General features: G+C 42.8%; 16 protein-coding genes. 7 read left to right on the forward strand and 9 right to left on the reverse strand.

Features of this window, described 5'->3' with window-relative positions:
• Window positions 1-77: 77 nt before the first annotated feature.
• Both JK635_RS12275 and dcuS read left to right on the forward strand, forming a co-directional pair.
• Window positions 78-758, forward strand: a complete 681-nt coding sequence (locus JK635_RS12275; RefSeq protein WP_368857085.1) for a response regulator — start codon at window positions 78-80, stop codon at window positions 756-758.
• A gap of 27 nt (window positions 759-785) precedes the next feature.
• Entirely contained in the window at window positions 786-2,408 is a 1,623-nt protein-coding gene (gene dcuS, locus JK635_RS12280; protein ID WP_368857086.1) for a DcuS/MalK family sensor histidine kinase, read from the forward strand.
• 24 nt (window positions 2,409-2,432) lie between these two features.
• On the opposite strand, the gene tgl is transcribed toward dcuS, so the two are convergent.
• Entirely contained in the window at window positions 2,433-3,161 is a 729-nt protein-coding gene (gene tgl / locus JK635_RS12285) for a spore coat transglutaminase TGL (RefSeq protein WP_202654215.1), read from the reverse strand.
• A gap of 203 nt (window positions 3,162-3,364) precedes the next feature.
• Between tgl and JK635_RS12290 the strand changes: the two genes are divergently transcribed.
• The 3 genes from JK635_RS12290 to JK635_RS12300 all read left to right on the forward strand — a co-directional run bounded on the left by JK635_RS12290 (window position 3,365) and on the right by JK635_RS12300 (window position 6,117).
• Entirely contained in the window at window positions 3,365-4,159 is a 795-nt protein-coding gene (locus tag JK635_RS12290; protein ID WP_202654216.1) for a hypothetical protein, read from the forward strand.
• A 130-nt stretch (window positions 4,160-4,289) separates the two neighbouring features.
• Window positions 4,290-4,607 (forward strand): hypothetical protein, encoded by a 318-nt coding sequence (locus JK635_RS12295; RefSeq protein WP_368857087.1) that lies wholly within the window; start codon window positions 4,290-4,292, stop codon window positions 4,605-4,607.
• A 148-nt stretch (window positions 4,608-4,755) separates the two neighbouring features.
• Window positions 4,756-6,117, forward strand: a complete 1,362-nt coding sequence (locus JK635_RS12300) for an MATE family efflux transporter (RefSeq protein WP_202654217.1) — start codon at window positions 4,756-4,758, stop codon at window positions 6,115-6,117.
• Window positions 6,118-6,201: 84 nt separating this feature from the next.
• Here JK635_RS12300 and JK635_RS12305 read toward each other — a convergent pair whose 3' ends face one another.
• The 3 genes from JK635_RS12305 to JK635_RS12315 form a co-directional block, all read right to left on the reverse strand.
• Window positions 6,202-6,399 carry a hypothetical protein gene (locus JK635_RS12305; RefSeq protein WP_202654218.1) on the reverse strand — a complete coding sequence of 66 codons (198 nt, stop codon included), beginning with the start codon at window positions 6,397-6,399 and terminating at the stop codon, window positions 6,202-6,204.
• A 183-nt stretch (window positions 6,400-6,582) separates the two neighbouring features.
• Window positions 6,583-7,047, reverse strand: a complete 465-nt coding sequence (locus tag JK635_RS12310; protein ID WP_202654219.1) for a hypothetical protein — start codon at window positions 7,045-7,047, stop codon at window positions 6,583-6,585.
• Between the two features lie 24 nt (window positions 7,048-7,071).
• Window positions 7,072-7,422: an alpha-helical endospore appendage domain-containing protein gene (locus JK635_RS12315; RefSeq protein ID WP_202654220.1), complete on the reverse strand. Its 351-nt coding sequence runs from the start codon at window positions 7,420-7,422 to the stop codon at window positions 7,072-7,074.
• Window positions 7,423-7,923: 501 nt separating this feature from the next.
• Here JK635_RS12315 and JK635_RS12320 point away from each other — a divergent pair.
• Window positions 7,924-9,903 (forward strand): acetoacetate--CoA ligase, encoded by a 1,980-nt coding sequence (locus JK635_RS12320; RefSeq protein ID WP_202654221.1) that lies wholly within the window; start codon window positions 7,924-7,926, stop codon window positions 9,901-9,903.
• Window positions 9,904-10,140: 237 nt separating this feature from the next.
• Here the strand turns inward: JK635_RS12320 and JK635_RS12325 are convergent, their stop codons facing one another.
• The 5 genes from JK635_RS12325 to JK635_RS12345 form a co-directional block, all read right to left on the reverse strand.
• Window positions 10,141-12,087 (reverse strand): FtsX-like permease family protein, encoded by a 1,947-nt coding sequence (locus tag JK635_RS12325; protein ID WP_202654222.1) that lies wholly within the window; start codon window positions 12,085-12,087, stop codon window positions 10,141-10,143.
• On the reverse strand, window positions 12,077-12,838 hold the full coding sequence (locus JK635_RS12330; RefSeq protein ID WP_202654223.1) for an ABC transporter ATP-binding protein: 762 nt from the start codon (window positions 12,836-12,838) through the stop codon (window positions 12,077-12,079). Before JK635_RS12330 ends, JK635_RS12325 begins: the two co-directional genes overlap by 11 nt.
• A gap of 106 nt (window positions 12,839-12,944) precedes the next feature.
• A complete protein-coding gene (locus tag JK635_RS12335; RefSeq protein WP_202654224.1) occupies window positions 12,945-13,949 on the reverse strand; it encodes a sensor histidine kinase in 1,005 nt (334 codons plus the stop codon).
• Complete coding sequence (locus tag JK635_RS12340) at window positions 13,946-14,638, reverse strand: response regulator transcription factor (RefSeq protein ID WP_202654225.1); 693 nt, start codon at window positions 14,636-14,638, stop codon at window positions 13,946-13,948. Before JK635_RS12340 ends, JK635_RS12335 begins: the two co-directional genes overlap by 4 nt.
• A 186-nt stretch (window positions 14,639-14,824) precedes the next feature.
• Window positions 14,825-15,748, reverse strand: coding sequence for an MBL fold metallo-hydrolase (locus tag JK635_RS12345; RefSeq protein ID WP_202654226.1), 924 nt, complete (start codon window positions 15,746-15,748; stop codon window positions 14,825-14,827).
• Between the two features lie 173 nt (window positions 15,749-15,921).
• Between JK635_RS12345 and JK635_RS12350 the strand changes: the two genes are divergently transcribed.
• Entirely contained in the window at window positions 15,922-16,539 is a 618-nt protein-coding gene (locus JK635_RS12350) for a precorrin-2 dehydrogenase/sirohydrochlorin ferrochelatase family protein (RefSeq protein ID WP_202654227.1), read from the forward strand.
• The last annotated feature ends 88 nt before the right edge of the window (window positions 16,540-16,627 follow it).

Here is a 16,627-nt window from a genome sequence, read left to right on the forward strand (position 1 = left end):
AGCGGATAAAATAGTTGTGAGAATGAACCGCATTTTATAAAATTAACTTGATTGCTAGAAGGATGGGGGAAGGCATTGTGTGTCCGGTAAAAGTGATTTTAGTAGAGGATGATCCAATGGTCAGAGAAGTCCACCGCCAATTTATTGAGAAAATAGATGGATTCACTATCATCGGGACAGCAGCTAACGGAGTGGAAGGAGAAAAATTAGTACGTGAATTACATCCAGATCTTGCTATCATCGATTTGTACATGCCGCATTTAGGCGGGGTCGAAATGCTAAAAAAAATTCGTTCGAACTCATTATCTGTTGATGTGATTGCGATCACAGCGGCTAATGATATCGACACGATTCACCAGGTCCTGCAACAAGGGGCAATTGATTACATAATTAAACCGTTTACTTTTGATCGAATCAAAAAATCCCTGGAAAACTATAAATTATATCAAACGGTCTTAACCGAAAAGGAGACAATAAGACAGGCTGAGTTAGATGAAATAATTTTTAAGAGTGGAAGAGAAAATAATGGTGGAGAAAGTTTACCAAAAGGGTTAAATATGAATACGCTGACAAAAGTGACGCTGTTTATGTCGCAAGTGGAGCGGCCGGTATCGGCAGAAGAAGTAGCAGAGAGTATCGGAGTTGCGAGAATCACAGCCCGCCGCTATCTGGACTTTTTGGAAAAGGAGGGAAAGGTAAAGCTTTATGTTCAATATGGCGGGGTAGGAAGGCCTGTCAATCGGTATGCGATCAATTAAGAATTCCTTCCTTTAGGGGGAAGAAGTGTGGGACCATTAACTTTTAATAGACTGAGAAGGTATAGAATCACCTTACAAACGACGATCACATTGCTCGTATGTTTGGTGGTGATCTTGTCATTACTCGTTACTGATTTGTTAATCAGCAACTGGATTTCGGATAGAATTGAAAAAACACAGGCTGAAAAAGCAACCGATATTTCCCGGATGGTTGCGCGGTCTCCAATTGTCGTTAATGGACTTCGAAATCCACAGGCTGAAAAAGATATTCAACCCTTTGCAACCGAAATAAAACAGGCAACCCATGTTAGATTTATTGTCGTAATGGATATGAACGGAATTCGGAAATCCCATCCAAACAGCAATGAAATCGGAAAACACTTTGTTGGTGGGGATGAAGGACCAGTTTTGCAAGGCAAGGAGCACATTTCCATCGCGAAAGGAACTTTAGGGATGTCTTTGCGATCGTTTACTCCTGTGTATGACAGCAATCATAAGCAAATTGGCGCTGTCGCTGTCGGGATTTCGCTGGAACAAGTCCATAAGGCCATCGCTCAAGGACGAAAATACATATACATCGGCGTCACAGTTGGCCTCGTGGTCGGGATTCTCGGGGCGCTGTTTCTTGCCCGCAAAATTAAACAAATCTTATTTGGTTTAGAGCCGAGTCAAATTGCGAAACTATTAGAAGAACGAAGCGCCATGCTGCAATCGACACGCGAAGGAATTTTGGCGGTTGATCAGAACGGAATCATCACGCTCGTCAATACGGAAGGCAGCAGACTTTTACAAAAGGCTGGGTTCCAGGCGTCACCATTAGGGAAAAAACTCGAAGACTACATGCCTAATATCCAACTGGATGCTGTTTTGAAACAAGGTGAGTCCTTATTAGACCAGGTGCATGAACTGAAAGGAATCACCATTATTGCCAATAAAGTCCCCGTTAAAGTAAAAGATAGGATCGTCGGGGCGGTTACAACGTTTCGCGAAAAGACAGAAATCAAGGAGCTGGCAGAGCAGCTAACCGGGGTAAAGTTATACGCCGAGGCGTTACGGACACAGGCACATGAGTTTATGAATAAATTACATGCGATTTCCGGATTAATCCAGATGAAGGATTACGAAGCAGTAGCCAGCTATATTTCAAAAGTTGCCGATCAGCAGCAGAACGAAGTGGAATTTGTTGTCAGCCGCTTTAAAGATCCTGTTCTCGCGGGCTTCATTTTAGGCAAGTTCAGCTACGCAAGAGAAAATGACTGTGAATTTATCATTGAAGGGGAAGGCAGCGTTCCCAAACCAGGGCAGTCCGAAGTCACTCATGAGGTGATTACGATTCTGGGAAATTTAATCGATAATGCTTTGGATGCAGTGCAGGGTCGGCCGGTCAAAAAAGTGATCTTAAGGTTTGATTATTATGAAGAGATCCTCGTTATCGAAGTTCACGATACAGGCGGCGGAATTTCCAAGGATATTGAAGCACAATTATTTTTAAAAGGGACTTCAACCAAGGGTCCGAATCGCGGTCACGGACTATATTTAGTTCGCCAAAGCTTGGACAAAATAAATGGTCATATTGAAGTACATTCAAAACAAGGAAGCGGGACGACCTTTATCGTGACCATCCCATATAAGAAAAGTGGAAGCGTCTAGGTCATCGTCGTACAAATTTGAGACCTATAAAAGCGCGCTATATTCCGGTCTGGTAATCATATTCATGAGATAAGCTGAAGTCTTGGGATTCGGCTTTCTTTTTTTATTGAGGAAGTTAATAATCGTACTGGCATTGCGGATCCCAACTCCATGGCCATAGTATTTGTCATCGCCGAAGTAAACGACATTTTCGGCCCGCCAATGCGGCTGCTTGGGATCAAAGTCGGGATTATTGAAATGGAGAACATCACCCGGTAAATAATCATCACCATATTTCTGATGAATCGGGAGATCGTCATCAAATTGCCAGTCCATCAGGTATAGTCTTGTAAATAGACCATCAAATCTACTATGTCCAATCGAATAGAGAGTAGCGATATAGAGGACAATGGCAATCGCGGTTGAACATTCAAAGGCATACAGCTTGCCGTTTTTGAGAATATCAAGGATGGCTGTTGAAGGACGGGCATCATGTTTGAGAAGGAAGCCGCCATTACTCAGCCGGTTCCAATAAGCTTTATTGGGGAACGCATAGCGGAAGGTGGTAAACTTCACCCCGCTATCATTTAACTGCTGCGCCGCTTTCATCGTGTTGGAGCGAAAATTGAGCTCAAAGTTTAAATGCTGGAGATTGTAATATTGGTAGACTTGATGGTAGGTAGCCATTTGCTTGACAATTGTTTTATGCTCGCTATTAGGGATGTGTTCAGAAAGGTTCTCCGGCTTCACAACCTGTTGATGGATTCTAATCATCGCAATCCTCCGGTTCATAAATTTGCTCGATATTACACCATATGAATCTGTGAAAGCTTTTATTTGTATAAAAATAAAAGCTTTTACTTGTGGCAAGAAATGGAAGAGATCCGAGCATGAAAAAGAAAATCTGTACCTTTTTTTAAAGCTTTGTGAACATGATATAATGGGGAAAATAGATCGGGGAAGGTCGTGCAAAAACAATGACAGTTGATTCATCGCAAACGCAACAAATTCAGTATCTGCCGCCAAAGGGTGAATATGAAACCTTTCGGGACGAAGAGCATTTCAAAGAGAAGCTTAAAGAGTGGGGGTTACCCACGGCTAAAAAAGAATTTTGGTATAAGGAACGAAGTGTTCAGCAGTTGGTTTCTATTAAAGGATATGAAACGTACGGGAATGCCGCTGAGTTTAATACGATTATCATCGAATTTCCAGATGGAAACTTAAGCAGTATCCACCCGGCTTTTTTAAAAGAAATGCAGCAATCGGGCTTTGGCAAAGAAAGTCTGATCTCCATGGAGGCAGGGGAAAGGAAACGGGCAGACAGCAATGAAATGAATCCTAAATCACAGGAATCTGAAGGGAAAGAAAAATCAGTTTCAACTAAAGCAGAAAAACAACCGGCGCCAACAATGGAGACGAAGGTAAAAAAACCTAAACCAGCGAAGCTCCAGCTTCCGGTTGATAAAGTCCATTTTACAGCAACGGTAAAACAGTTTGCCTTAACCTACAACCCATTTAATGAAGAAAATGACGAGGTTGTCGTCCTTGAACAGGTTCAAGTTGTTGGGGAACAGCCGCTTGAACTCGGTTTAGCCTGGTGCAGCCATAGTAAAACGTTGAAGAAGTTTGCTCTTGCTCCAGGCGATCAACTCGAGTTTGACGGAAAAGTAGTGGCCAAAAAATTGGCGAAAGGAAAAGACGTCGAAGAACAATTTTTAGTGAAGGAACCGGTATTGTATAAAATTAATAATCCATCAAAAATTGTCAAGTAGTAACTGGAGCATCCTAAACTTCCCACTCACCATATATAGCGACAATCTGCGGTGATTTAGGCAAAAACCTATCCCTTTTTTCTCCTGGAAACATACACTATGGTGCAACCACATGAGGAGGAGATGCAAAGTGGATAGACAATTTATGGGAACACCAGGCGGAGCCCCTGGAATGGGTATGAATGTTGGCGGAGGCGCCGGGATGCCGGGAACCGCCTACCACGATCATGGCGGATACTATCCGGGATATGGCTACCACCATGGACACGGGGGATATTATCCGGGAACCGGTTATCACCACGGTCATGGTGGATACTATCCAGGATACGGCTACCATCATGGTCACGGCGGATACTATCCGGGTTATGGTTATCATCATGGTCATGGCGGGTATTATCCGGGACACGGCTACCATCATGGACATGGAACCTATGGTCAAGGAATGTAAGATGAAATTTGCGAAAATAACGGATATGAAAAAAGGCAGGATCTGATCCTGTCTTTTTAATATTGAAAATATTATTATTTCAGAGAAAAATCACGGCAATTGCTTTATAATGGTATTTTGGTACATATTTTTTGAGGAGCATTTTATTATGAAGCAAACTTTTTCATTTACGGAAAAAGCAAAGCAAATTTTTGTATTGCTAGTTCCTATTCTCATTACCCAGCTGGGTATGTTCTCAATGGTGTTTTTTAATACGATCATGTCGGGTAAATATCATTCATCCGAGCTGGCCGGAGTGGCGATCGGCTCATCAATATGGAATCCGATATTTACCGGACTTTCCGGGATTCTTCTCGCCGTCTCGCCGATAGCAGCCCAATACTTTGGGGAAAAAAGAATAAATGAAGTAGTATCTGTCGTAAAACATGGCATTTTTCTGTCAATTATCCTCACCTTCATTATTTTCGGTTTTGGCTTTCTTCTGTTAGATCCGCTTGTAAACAAAATGGATTTGCCTGCCCGGGTACAAGATGTTGCTAAGCGATATTTAATCGGACTTAGTTTTGGAATCCTGCCATTATTCGTATTTAATGTTTTGCGGTCGTTTATTTATGCTTTAGGAAGAACCCGTGTCGTCATGGTGATCATGATTTCCTCGTTGCCAGTCAATTTTTTATTAAACTATGTCTTCATTTTTGGCAAATGGGGATTTCCGGAAATGGGCGGGGCTGGAGCAGGGTACGCCACGTCGATTACCTATTGGGCGATTTTGGCGTTTACCGTCTATATTGTCAAAGCGGAGGAACCGTTTGCAGCCTACAGAGTCCTTTCCGATATGAAGGAATTCTCGCTCAAGAGATGTACGGAGATCTTAAAAATTGGGATTCCAATGGGACTTTCCACTTTTTTTGAAACCAGTATGTTTGCGGTCGTGACGATTTTGATCAGCAGGTTCAGCGTCACAACGGTCGCCGCATACCAATCAGCCCTTAATATCGTTTCATTTTTGTATATGATCCCGACAAGTATTTCCATGGCACTTACGGTATTGGTCGGCTATGAAGTCGGGGCTCGGCGGTATAAAGATGCGCGCGATTACAGTTGGCTGGGGATTGTCCTGGCGATCATCATTGCCGTCGTGACTGGCTTGTTTGTGGTCACTTTCCGTTATCAAGTGGCCGGGCTTTATTCCAACGAAGCGGCAGTTATTAAATTAACCGCTTATTTCCTAATCTATGCGTTGTTTTTCCAAATTTCCGATGCGATTCAAGTCACGGCGCAGGCTGCCTTAAGAGGATATAAAGATGTCAATCTAGCATTCATGATGACGTTAATCGCTTATTGGGCGATTTGCCTTCCGGTCGGCTACGGTTTAGCTCATCACAGCCAACTCGGCGCAATCGGCTACTGGATTGGCCTGACATTCGGTCTTCTGGCGGCTGGAATCGCCTTATCGATCCGACTTCGCTTCATTCAAAAGCGAAAATTTATCGCTGTGGAAACAAATTAGGCTGTCCCATTAGTTTTATCAGGCCCCACAATAAGATAACTAACACTTGTGGTGCCTGATAACTTTTGGAACAGCCTCTTTTTGCTAAAAAATTTTTTTAGCTTTGAAAAATTTTAAGAATGGATGCTGATATTTATCGGTAATGTTTAATTCATTCATTACTAGCTTTTCTTGATTATCTGTGATCCATTTTCTTAATTCCTGTTTGTCTTTACATTGTGTATAATATGTTTCCCCGCCCTTACCAAGAGCATTGACAACATATCTACATGTGTTCCCCATAGTGCCCACCTTTATACCTGTAATATACTCATATATTGGATTATAACAGGGTTTTTAAAATAGTCCATCGTTATTTTTATGCAAAATCCGTCAAAATTTTTAAGTGGGACAGGAACATTTCTGCGGGATTCTCAAACCTTAAACTCTCGGGCTGGGCTTTTTAGGCAAAAAATCGCTTCCCCATCATTCATTTCTTACCGGAAGCCATACTGTAGTTGGGTCATTATTACGTTTGGTTTGTAACAATGACTGGATGATCATCTTTTTCTGCTGCTCCATTTGCAGCATCGCCTCAACGAGTTCGTCAATCACTTCGTCATTAGGACAAAGCTGATTCAGCATACGGTTGAGTTCGATGATTTTTCTTTTTCGATTAGCGGTATTTTCCTGAATAACAAGTTCGCATTCATCTAACGGCAGATGTTCGAGAAGGTAAAGCCATTTCCGCAAGAGAAAACGCTCAATATCGGTCATTGCCTGAAGCAGTGGGACAATACCGTTTTGAATCGCATCGATCAGCTGTGGGTCCTTGCCAGCGCGCTGACGATTTATGATGGCATAAACCATTTCTCTGACAGCACAAATATATTGATCTAAAGCGGCAGTCAAATAACAGAGCGGGGGGATCATTTTGTCACCAACATTCATCCTCCGTTCCCCCTTTTTAAACAACTATTCCATTTCTTCTAGTGGTTCCGGACATGGAGGGATAAAGTCATGAAGAGGCTGATGATTTTCCTTTTTGTTAGAAAAAAAGTCAGCCGCATTTTGGAGCTTCCGTAGCAAAAGCCACTCCTTGATAACGAGTGATTCAATCAATCTTGCCGCTTCTTTGTTAAACTGAAAAATTTCCGCATTGCTGGGATTGGTCGGGAAATCCAAATCTTTTCCGATAAAAGCCAGCATTTTTTTCGCTTCTGCGCTTAAAAGGTGGGAAATGGCGATTTCCTCCATTGCGATCGAGCCCAATAAATCAACCATAGCATCATCGGTATCAGGGCGCAGGGGTTCCTCGGGAATCATCGGGGAATATACCTCCTTTGAACTAGAGTGGCACTTTGTTCAGTGTGTTTTCTTCTCCGCTGCATTTCTGAAGCAATCGGCTTTTACAGGCAGCAGACCAACCGTAAACTTTCTGCCAACACACAGCCTTGAGCGGAAGTCAAATGGTTCGTTACAGCGTGATAAAATTCCGTAATTATTTTATGACAAGTTCATTATTTTGTGACGAAACAAAGGTTTCTTTTTCAATCAGCGGTGAGAGTCTCCAATTTGTTTTTTGACAAACTCTTTTGCTGAATAAATGTCACTTAGGTAAAATACTTTTTCATTAAGAAGCGAAAGATCCACCATCTAGGTTGACTGCCTTACCAGATGGTTTCATTGTTTGAAACAAGGGGAATGATTGTATGAAAATACTAAAAATTTGGTAAACGAAGCAGGAAAATATCATTTTAAACTCGTATATGGTAGTAAGGGTAATTGATACCATGTAATCAACAATTTACGATGGGGGAAAACAGGATGACGGTTGAAAAAATCACAGGGAAACTGTTGTGGAAACCTTCCCAACAATTTCAAGAGGAATCGAATATGAACAGGTTTTTAAATTGGCTTGCAGAAACAAGGGGAGTTTCGTTTAAGACGTATGATGAACTTTGGAACTGGTCGGTGACCGACATTGAAGGTTTCTGGTCAGCGATTTGGCATTTCTTTGATGTTCAGGCCCAAACTCCTTATGATATGGTGTTGGCCGATAAAAAAATGCCGGGAGCCCATTGGTTTCCAGGGGCCAAATTAAATTATGCAGAACATATTTTTCGCCATGATACTCCAGAAAGAGCAGCGATTATCTATCAAACCGAATTCCGGCCACAAGGAGAATTGTCTTGGGCAGAGCTAAAACAAAACACGGCAGCGGTTGCCGCTTATTTAAAATCCATCGGTGTTGGGCCCGGAGACCGCGTTGCCGCTTACGTTTCCAACATTCATGAAACCATTACCGTTTTCTTGGCCTGTGCCAGCATTGGCGCAGTCTGGTCAAGTTGCGCCCCGGAATTTGGGATAATGAGCGTGATTGACCGGTTTAAACAAATCGAGCCGAAAGTGTTGGTTGCCGTCGATGGCTACCGTTATGGCGGCAAGGATTATGACCGGACGGATCTACTAGAGAAGATTCAAGCAGAATTGCCGATGCTCGAAAAAACGATAATCATTCCTTATTTGAAGGCAGAGCCGAATGTAAGCGGTTTAGCCAATGTTGTATTGTGGAACGAGCTGCTGAGAGAATACACCGGGGCAGAGCTTACCTTTACCGCAGTGCCGTTTGATCATCCGTTGTGGATTTTGTATTCATCAGGTACAACCGGTAAGCCAAAAGCGATTGTCCAAAGTCATGGCGGAATTTTACTTGAACATTTAAAATTAGGCAGCCTGCAAAATGATTTAAAGGCGGAAGATCGCTTTTTCTGGTATACAACGACAGGCTGGATGATGTGGAATGTGGTTGTAAGTGGTCTCTTGGCGGGTTCGACGATTTTATTATATGATGGAAATCCGGGCTATCCGAATGATGGAACGTTGTGGAAGTTTGCTGAAGAGACGAAAATGACAGTGTTTGGAACGAGTGCCAGCTTCCTGACGGCTTGCATGAAAGCAGGGCTGAAGCCAAAGGAGCAATACAATCTGACTCATTTGAAAAGCATCGGTTCCACCGGGTCGCCGCTCCCAGTAAGTGGTTTTGAGTGGGTCTATGATCAGGTGAAGGAAGATGTCTGGCTGTTTTCTACCAGCGGCGGGACCGATCTTTGTACAGCCTTTGTCGGCGGCTCGCCATTGCTCCCGGTGTATGCCGGGGAATTGCAGGCACGTGCGCTCGGCGCCGCCGTGAAAGCCTTTAGTGACCAAGGCGAAGAAATAATCGATGAAATTGGGGAGCTGGTTATTACTGAGCCGATGCCATCAATGCCGATCTATTTCTGGAATGATGAAAATGGCGAACGCTACCGGGAGAGTTATTTTGATGTCTTTCCGGATATATGGCGTCATGGCGATTTTATCAAGATTACCTCCAGGGGCAGTGCGGTGATTTACGGCAGATCCGATGCCACGATTAACCGCGGCGGCATCCGCATGGGAACGAGTGAAATTTACAGTGCCCTTGAAAGGATTCCGGAAGTGTTAGATGGCTTAGTCGTCGATCTTCCTATTTCAAGTGAACAATCCTATATGTCGTTATTTGTCGTTGTCAAAGAAGGAGCAGAGCTTTCTGATGAGGTGAAAGCACGGATTCATGAAGCCATTCGGCTTAACTGTTCACCAAGGCATGTTCCCAATGGAATTTTTCCAGTTGCTGAACTACCGAAAACATTAAATGGTAAAAAGCTGGAGGTGCCTATTAAGAAAATCCTCATGGGGGTCCCGGTGGAAAAGGCCGTCAACATCGGATCATTACAGAATCCCGAATCACTTCAATATTTCCTTGACTTTAACATACAAGGGTAACCGTGAGTGGTTGTTACGATGAATATTGAAAAAACCTCATTTAGGCAGGTGAAAAGGAAATCACTCAGCCTTAAATGAGGTTTTTTTACAAAGTTAAGCCGCATTTTTACAAATTTGGTGCTTAATTTTTCAAAAACGGACTCTGATTTTACAAACACTGGAATAAACTGGATCTCAACATAGTAAGGCTCGATCAGCGGCTCAAGCTCTGCTAATAGGGCCTTATTATAAGCAAAGTCATAGTGCTTCTGTGATTACTTTTTTATAATACTGAACAGAAAGGAAGCCGAAGATCGAGTACAGAGCTGCATAAATGGCCATCACGATAATCATCGGGGTCCAAACCTCGGTTCCAAACAAGAACCAGCCAGATTGAACGGCAAAATAGCTGTGGGATAACCCAACGATCAAAGGAATGCCGAAACTAAACAGCTGCTTGCCACGAATCCCTTTTGCCAAATCTGCCCTGGTAAAGCCGAGTTTGCGGAGGATCGTGTAATGCGGCTTTTCCTCTTCACTTTCACCCATTTGTTTAAAATAAAGAATACAACCTGAAGTAACTAAGAACGTCAATCCCAAGAAGCCGACAATAAACATCACCAGTCCCATCGTTTGCTTCTGATTGTTGCTGATTTCCAGCCGGGATTCTGCCAAATCGTTGCGATTAAAGTTTATTTTTTTGAAAATAGTATTGGCTTTTTCCATTTGGTCCTCATTTTTTAAGTCGATTCCAATAAATAAAGAGAATTCCTTTTGAATCTTCGGATCTATATCTTTCCGCAGCTGCTCGAAAACGGACTTGTCGACGATGGCAGTTGGCATGCCACCGTTGGTGAAGAAACTGTCAATGACAAATTCCTTTCTTAATCCCAGATAGGTAAGTGGGAATACCATTGTTTTTCCTTTTAATTCCATCTTTCCGCTATCTTCAAATTTCATAAATTTTTGTAGCAAGTCACTATAACCGGTAAAGACGGTTTCTTCTGGTGCCACATTGATATTTTTAATCGCCTGTTCGCTTATCACCGGGATCGCCGTTTTCGCCGGATCAAAGTTTAATTCCTGCAAATTTTTTCCTAAAATGTTCTTGAGATTGGCCTCGATCTGAATCACATCGATTTTTCTTTCCTGAAACGATATGTCAGCGGCCGTTAATGCTTTTGTGAATTTGGCGGCATCTTTGGCACTGGTGAAGGAAAAATCACCGGCGACGTTATTTTCAGCAGCTTTATCCGCCGAATAGTAGGAGATATAGCTGAGTGATAATAAGCCGATGGCCAATGCCGAAACCGTTGTAATAATCGTTAAAAGCAGGGCATTTGATTTCATCCGGAACATAATAGAGGAAAGCGATAAAACTTCGTTAATATTCAAATATCCGTTTTTCTCTTTCCGAATGAGATTAAAAATAAAGCTGACCGAGCCTTTATAAAACAAATAGGTGCCGATGATCACCGAGGCAAGAATAAAGGTCATTGCCATAAACAACTCATTAATCGTCGTGAAATCGCCACTGAACAATTTAGATGATACATAGTATCCGGAAGCAATCATGATCAAACCGAGAGCCCCGATGATGATTTCCCAAATGGACATTTTCTTTACCCGGGATTCAGTCGAAGAAATAACCCGGAATAACGCTAAAATGCTTTGCTTTTTGATAAACAGATAGTTCATCAACATGATCATTAAATAAATCGCCGCAAAGACAATCAGTGTTTGAATCAGCGCCTGTGCGGAAAAATGCAGTTTGGCAATGGCCTCAATATGGGTGACTTTAAACAGAACCATGATGATTAACTTGGAAACGGAAAAGCCGATGAAGACTCCGATCAGTAAGGAGCCAAAGTAGAGAATAAAATTTTCCACACTTAGGATCCGGAAAATCTTATTTTTGGTCATCCCCACTAATTGAAACAAGCCAATTTCCTTACCGCGCCGTTTAATAAAAATTGTGTTGGCATAGAGTAGGAAGATGGAAACAATCGCCACTAGCAAAATCGAACCCGTCCGAATCGCCGCCGCCCCTTTGATCGACCCTTCCACATCGTCAAACGAAGGGTCATATTGCAGAGTGACAAAGGCGAAATATAGCGACACACTAAAGATGAGCGCAAACACATAAAGGTAATAGTTTTTTATATTCTTTTTTAAATTGCGTAGAATCAGTTTATTAATGCTCATATTGCACACCGCCTAAAACTGCTTGGGTTCTCATCACATCTTTGAAGAATGCTTGGCGAGACTCTTCCCCTTTATTTAACTGGGTATAGATCTGCCCATCCTTAATAAAAATGACTCGGCTGCTGTAACTGGCAGCAACAGGATCATGAGTGACCATCACAATTGTCGCTTGCAGCTTTCGATTTAATTGACTTAATTTGTTCAGTAAATCGGAGGCCGATTTGGAATCGAGCGCGCCCGTAGGCTCATCGGCAAAAATAATACTTGGTGCATGCACAAAGGCCCGCGCGGCTGATGTCCGTTGTTTTTGTCCGCCGGAAATTTCATTGGGATATTTATCCTTGACATCATAAATTCCTAATTCTTGAGCCACTTCAGCGAATTTCTCCTCGGCCTCTTTTTTGGGCGTTTTCGAGACCGTCAAGGGCAAAAGAATATTTTCTTTAACCGTTAACGTATCCAAGAGATTATATTCTTGAAAAATAAACCCCAAGTGACGTTTGCGAAATTCGGCCAGCTGTTTTTCTTTCATCCGGGTAATTTCGTTTCCCTCAATCTTGATCGATCCCTGGCTGGCCTTATCGATGGAGGAGAGGACATTGAGTAAGGTGGTTTTGCCTGAACCGGATGCTCCCATGATGCTGACAAATTCTCCTTTTTCAATACTGAGGTCAAGTCCTTTTATGACCTCTTGCTTATTCAATTTACTGCCATAATATTTATATATTTTTGCCGCTTCTAATATCGTCATTTTCGACACACTCCTTATTTTGTTTGACTAGCTTCATTATAAAAGCTGGTGCAACCTGAATGCCTTCGATTGGACGAACAAATCATAAAGGCATGTGACATTTTTGTCACATGCCAGTAATATGTATAAAATCATTTTGTTTGGGAAATGTCAGGCTGAATGTTGAACCTTCCCCTGGTTTTGAATCGACATGGATATCTATTAATAACGGTTTGGCGGCATTTTTCGCCAAGTATAAGCCCATTCCGGTGGCGGCATTGTCCTGATGTACGGTTGTGGAAGTGAACCCTTTAGCAAATATTCGCGGCAGATCCTTCGGGTCAATGCCGCGGCCAAAATCTTGAATGATCAGAACCGCTTGGCCATTATGCTCGCAGCTTTTGATGTAAATGTCTGCTTTTTCACTATATTTCACAGCGTTCGTTAATAACTGCCTGATAATAAACGCTAGCCATTTGCCGTCCGAAAGTACTTTCGTCACCGCTAAATCGATCTCAAAGCCGATGCCTTTTTGCATGCACCAAGATTGTAACGCTTTAATTTCTCGAAAAATCAGCGTCTTTAAGTCGACTGGATCAATGAATAAATCATTCTCCATAAAGGGAATTCGTTTTTGATGCAGCTGCTGGTCGAGCAAATGATGAATTCGCAGCCACTCAAAGTTTAATTTTGCCTTCAGCTGTTCATCCTCAATATCGTTAATCATCAAGGAAAGAGCGGAAAGCGGTGTTTTCACTTCATGGATCCAGGACATCAGCTCATCTTTTTCCTGTTCTACTGCCAGTTGATTTTGCGCCAGCTCTTGGCGCAGCCGCTCGGTTTGACGGATGACACTGTTCTCAATGATTTTTTCAAACGGAGATCCGGCCTCGGCAATCATCGAGAGATCGAGATCATGCTCCCACTCTGTCAAACTTTTAAAAAATTTCGTTTCCTTCTGGTAACGGTAGACTAAAAATAGGCTAAAAATGATTGACTCCAAAAACACGATATAGAGAAGGGGAGTGAACGGGATCGCGGCATCTAAATAACTGATAAATATCGTTAATAGCTGAAGCAGGATAAACAAAACGATCCAGCTTCTTCGCTCAAGCAAAAATTTTTTGATCATAACGGCTGTTCCTCTTCAACAGCGATATAACCTTGACCAACTTTAGTTTCGATGAATCGTCCTAGCTGCAGCTCCTCGAGTTTCTTTCGCAAGCGGTTTACATTAACGGTAAGCGTATTATCGCTGACAAACCGCTCATCATCCCATAAGCTTTTGATTAATGCATCACGGCTGACAATTTTATTTTTTTGTTCAATCAGTTGTCTTAAAATAAACATTTCATTCTTGGTCAATTCAATGGTGCCCATCTCATTGCTGATGGTATTTTTTTGATAATCAACCGCCGCGCCGCACCACGTTTTAAGCTCAATTTGTTCGGTATTGTAATTATAAACACGGCGGAGGATCGCTTGAATTTTCGCAATCAGGACGTCAAAGTGAAAGGGCTTTTGAATGAAATCATCGGCGCCAAGCTGCATCGACATCACCATGTCAGACGGATGATCACGCGATGACAGGAAAAGAATCGGCACATTGGAATGGGTTCGAATCATCCGGCACCAATGAAACCCGTCAAATTTCGGCAGCTGGATATCAATGATAACCAAATCAGGTTTGATGGCAGTAAATTCTTGAAAAACCTGACTAAAATCATTGACCCCGTAAACATCATAGGACCAGCTGGTTAACCGCTCTTTAATCTCATGAAATAGGGTTGAATCGTCTTCAATTAAAAATAGTTTGAACATTGGTTTCACCACTTTTTTCGCTTACCTGACCTTATTGTAACGGAAACATTTACCGTCATCTACACAAAAAGTGTTAGTGCAGGTAATGGGGAAGCAGCACGGGAGGATCCTTTTCATAACAACCATATTCGCAAAGTGACCCAAAATGGCGCCGATGGCCAGTAATCAGGGAAAATTAGGGTGGTATCAGGCACCGCCTTCAAAAATGGTTTCTCCGATAAGCAGAACCTTTAACTGCTCCTGCGGCAGATGCTGCTGCTCCCACGCATGGAGCAGCCGTTCTAAGGCTTCGGGTCCAGTGTCATCCGCCAGCCGGTAGGCGCCGTAATGCATGGGTACGAATTGTTTTGCACCCAACTCCAGAAATGCTTTTACGCTATCCTCCGGCGAGATGTGCGCAGGCGCCATAAACCATTCCGGTTCGTACGCTCCAATCGGCATAAACACGGTATCAATCGCGAACCGCTCAGCAATTTGATTGAATCCCGAGAAATAACCGGTATCACCGACAAAATAATAGGTTTTTTCAGCTATTTGAAAAACAAACCCGCCCCAATGAGAGGTATTCATATCAGTAAGACTTCTCCGCGTCCAATGCTGCGCTGGCACAAAATGAATCGTTACGCCTTTATGGTCAACGCTGTCCCACCAGTTCATTTCCGTAACCTGTCGATAGCCCTTTCTCGTAAATAGCCGTTTTAACCCGGCGGGAACAAAATAGTGCGGATTTCCTTTTAGCCGTTTTAGCGTCGGAAAATCCAAATGGTCGTAGTGACCGTGTGAAATTACCACCACATCCATTTCCGGCAAATCCTCGAGAGCAATTCCCGGTTCCGTTGAGCGCTTATCAAGACCCATCCGTTTGGCCCATACCGGGTCGGTTAAAATATTCAGTCCGTTCATTTGAATAAGGAACGTGGAATGACCAATCCACGTATAGGATGTCCGGGTTCTGTTTTGCTGCAGCTCTGCCACTTTTTTTACCGGGGATTGTTCGATCTGCGTGGTTAAATCCTTCATTTTCCTGCGTCTTTCTTTATTCCAGCGCAGCATATCCTTAAATGACTTATTGCTCCTAACTGCCTCTAAATTTTCATATCTTTTTCCCATATACCCACCTTGCAACCTGATGATTTAGGTTGATTATAGCAACTTTTTCTTGCCGTCCGCAAAAATAGAGCGCTATTTTGGGGAAAAATGATAAAATGGATTCAACATAAGGGTGAGGAGGATTTACATGACAATGACCTATAAGAGTTTGTCGATTAAATGGTGGTGTTGGTGTGCAGCCGTTGTTTATTAGTTTAACCGGGAAAAAAGTGGTCATCGCCGGCGGGGGGAAAATGGCCGCCCGCAAGGCAAAGGCTTTGAAGGCCGATATGCCGAAGATCACGTTTATCGCCCCTAGCTTTTGCGATGAAGTGCTTGATCTGGCCGCGGAAAAAGGGTATCAGCTCATTGAGCGCAAGGCAAATCTTGCCGACTTTGAAACAGCCTTTCTTGTGATCTTGGCCACAAGCGACAGGGAAACCAATCGAAAATTTGCCTCAGTGCTTTCACGAAAGCAACTCGTTTGTGTCGTCGATAATGCGGAGGAAGGAAATGTAACCTTTCCAGCAGCCGTTCAGCGGGGGCAGCTGCAAATTGCCATCACCACAAACGGTGCGAGCCCAAAGCTGGCCCGCAAATTGAAACATGAGTTAGAATTGCAGTTTGACGAGTCATGGGAAACCTATTTGGCATTCCTGTCACACTGTAGAAATAAGATTAAAAAGGCAAATGTTTCGGCAGAACAAAAAAATAAATGGTTAAACGAAATATTGGATGACCAATTTCGCTCCAATCAGCAAGCTCAAAAGGAGATGCTGCAACGAATGGACGTCCTATTATCGGAAGGGTAGCCAGAAAAAGACAGCGTAGAGCACTGTCTTTCTGGCTATTTTCTTTATAGGATAAGAAAGAAATTTTCGACTTTGAGAATTGTCCAGC

This window comes from Neobacillus paridis (assembly GCF_016765675.1).
Classification (GTDB): domain Bacteria; phylum Bacillota; class Bacilli; order Bacillales; family Cytobacillaceae; genus Neobacillus; species Neobacillus paridis.

What these genes read in the sequence shown, in the direction of transcription:
- JK635_RS12300 (WP_202654217.1), top strand. Translation starts at nt 4,756, where the DNA reads ATGAAGCAAACTTTTTCATTTACGGAAAAAGCAAAGCAAATTTTTGTA.
- JK635_RS12315 (WP_202654220.1), bottom strand. Translation starts at nt 7,422, where the DNA reads ATGATTCCCGAGGAACCCCTGCGCCCTGATACCGATGATGCTATGGTT.
- JK635_RS12345 (WP_202654226.1), bottom strand. Translation starts at nt 15,748, where the DNA reads ATGGGAAAAAGATATGAAAATTTAGAGGCAGTTAGGAGCAATAAGTCA.
- JK635_RS12320 (WP_202654221.1), top strand. Translation starts at nt 7,924, where the DNA reads ATGACGGTTGAAAAAATCACAGGGAAACTGTTGTGGAAACCTTCCCAA.
- JK635_RS12335 (WP_202654224.1), bottom strand. Translation starts at nt 13,949, where the DNA reads ATGATCAAAAAATTTTTGCTTGAGCGAAGAAGCTGGATCGTTTTGTTT.
- JK635_RS12310 (WP_202654219.1), bottom strand. Translation starts at nt 7,047, where the DNA reads ATGAATGTTGGTGACAAAATGATCCCCCCGCTCTGTTATTTGACTGCC.
- JK635_RS12325 (WP_202654222.1), bottom strand. Translation starts at nt 12,087, where the DNA reads ATGAGCATTAATAAACTGATTCTACGCAATTTAAAAAAGAATATAAAA.
- tgl (WP_202654215.1), bottom strand. Translation starts at nt 3,161, where the DNA reads ATGATTAGAATCCATCAACAGGTTGTGAAGCCGGAGAACCTTTCTGAA.
- JK635_RS12305 (WP_202654218.1), bottom strand. Translation starts at nt 6,399, where the DNA reads ATGGGGAACACATGTAGATATGTTGTCAATGCTCTTGGTAAGGGCGGG.
- JK635_RS12290 (WP_202654216.1), top strand. Translation starts at nt 3,365, where the DNA reads ATGACAGTTGATTCATCGCAAACGCAACAAATTCAGTATCTGCCGCCA.
- JK635_RS12340 (WP_202654225.1), bottom strand. Translation starts at nt 14,638, where the DNA reads ATGTTCAAACTATTTTTAATTGAAGACGATTCAACCCTATTTCATGAG.
- JK635_RS12330 (WP_202654223.1), bottom strand. Translation starts at nt 12,838, where the DNA reads ATGACGATATTAGAAGCGGCAAAAATATATAAATATTATGGCAGTAAA.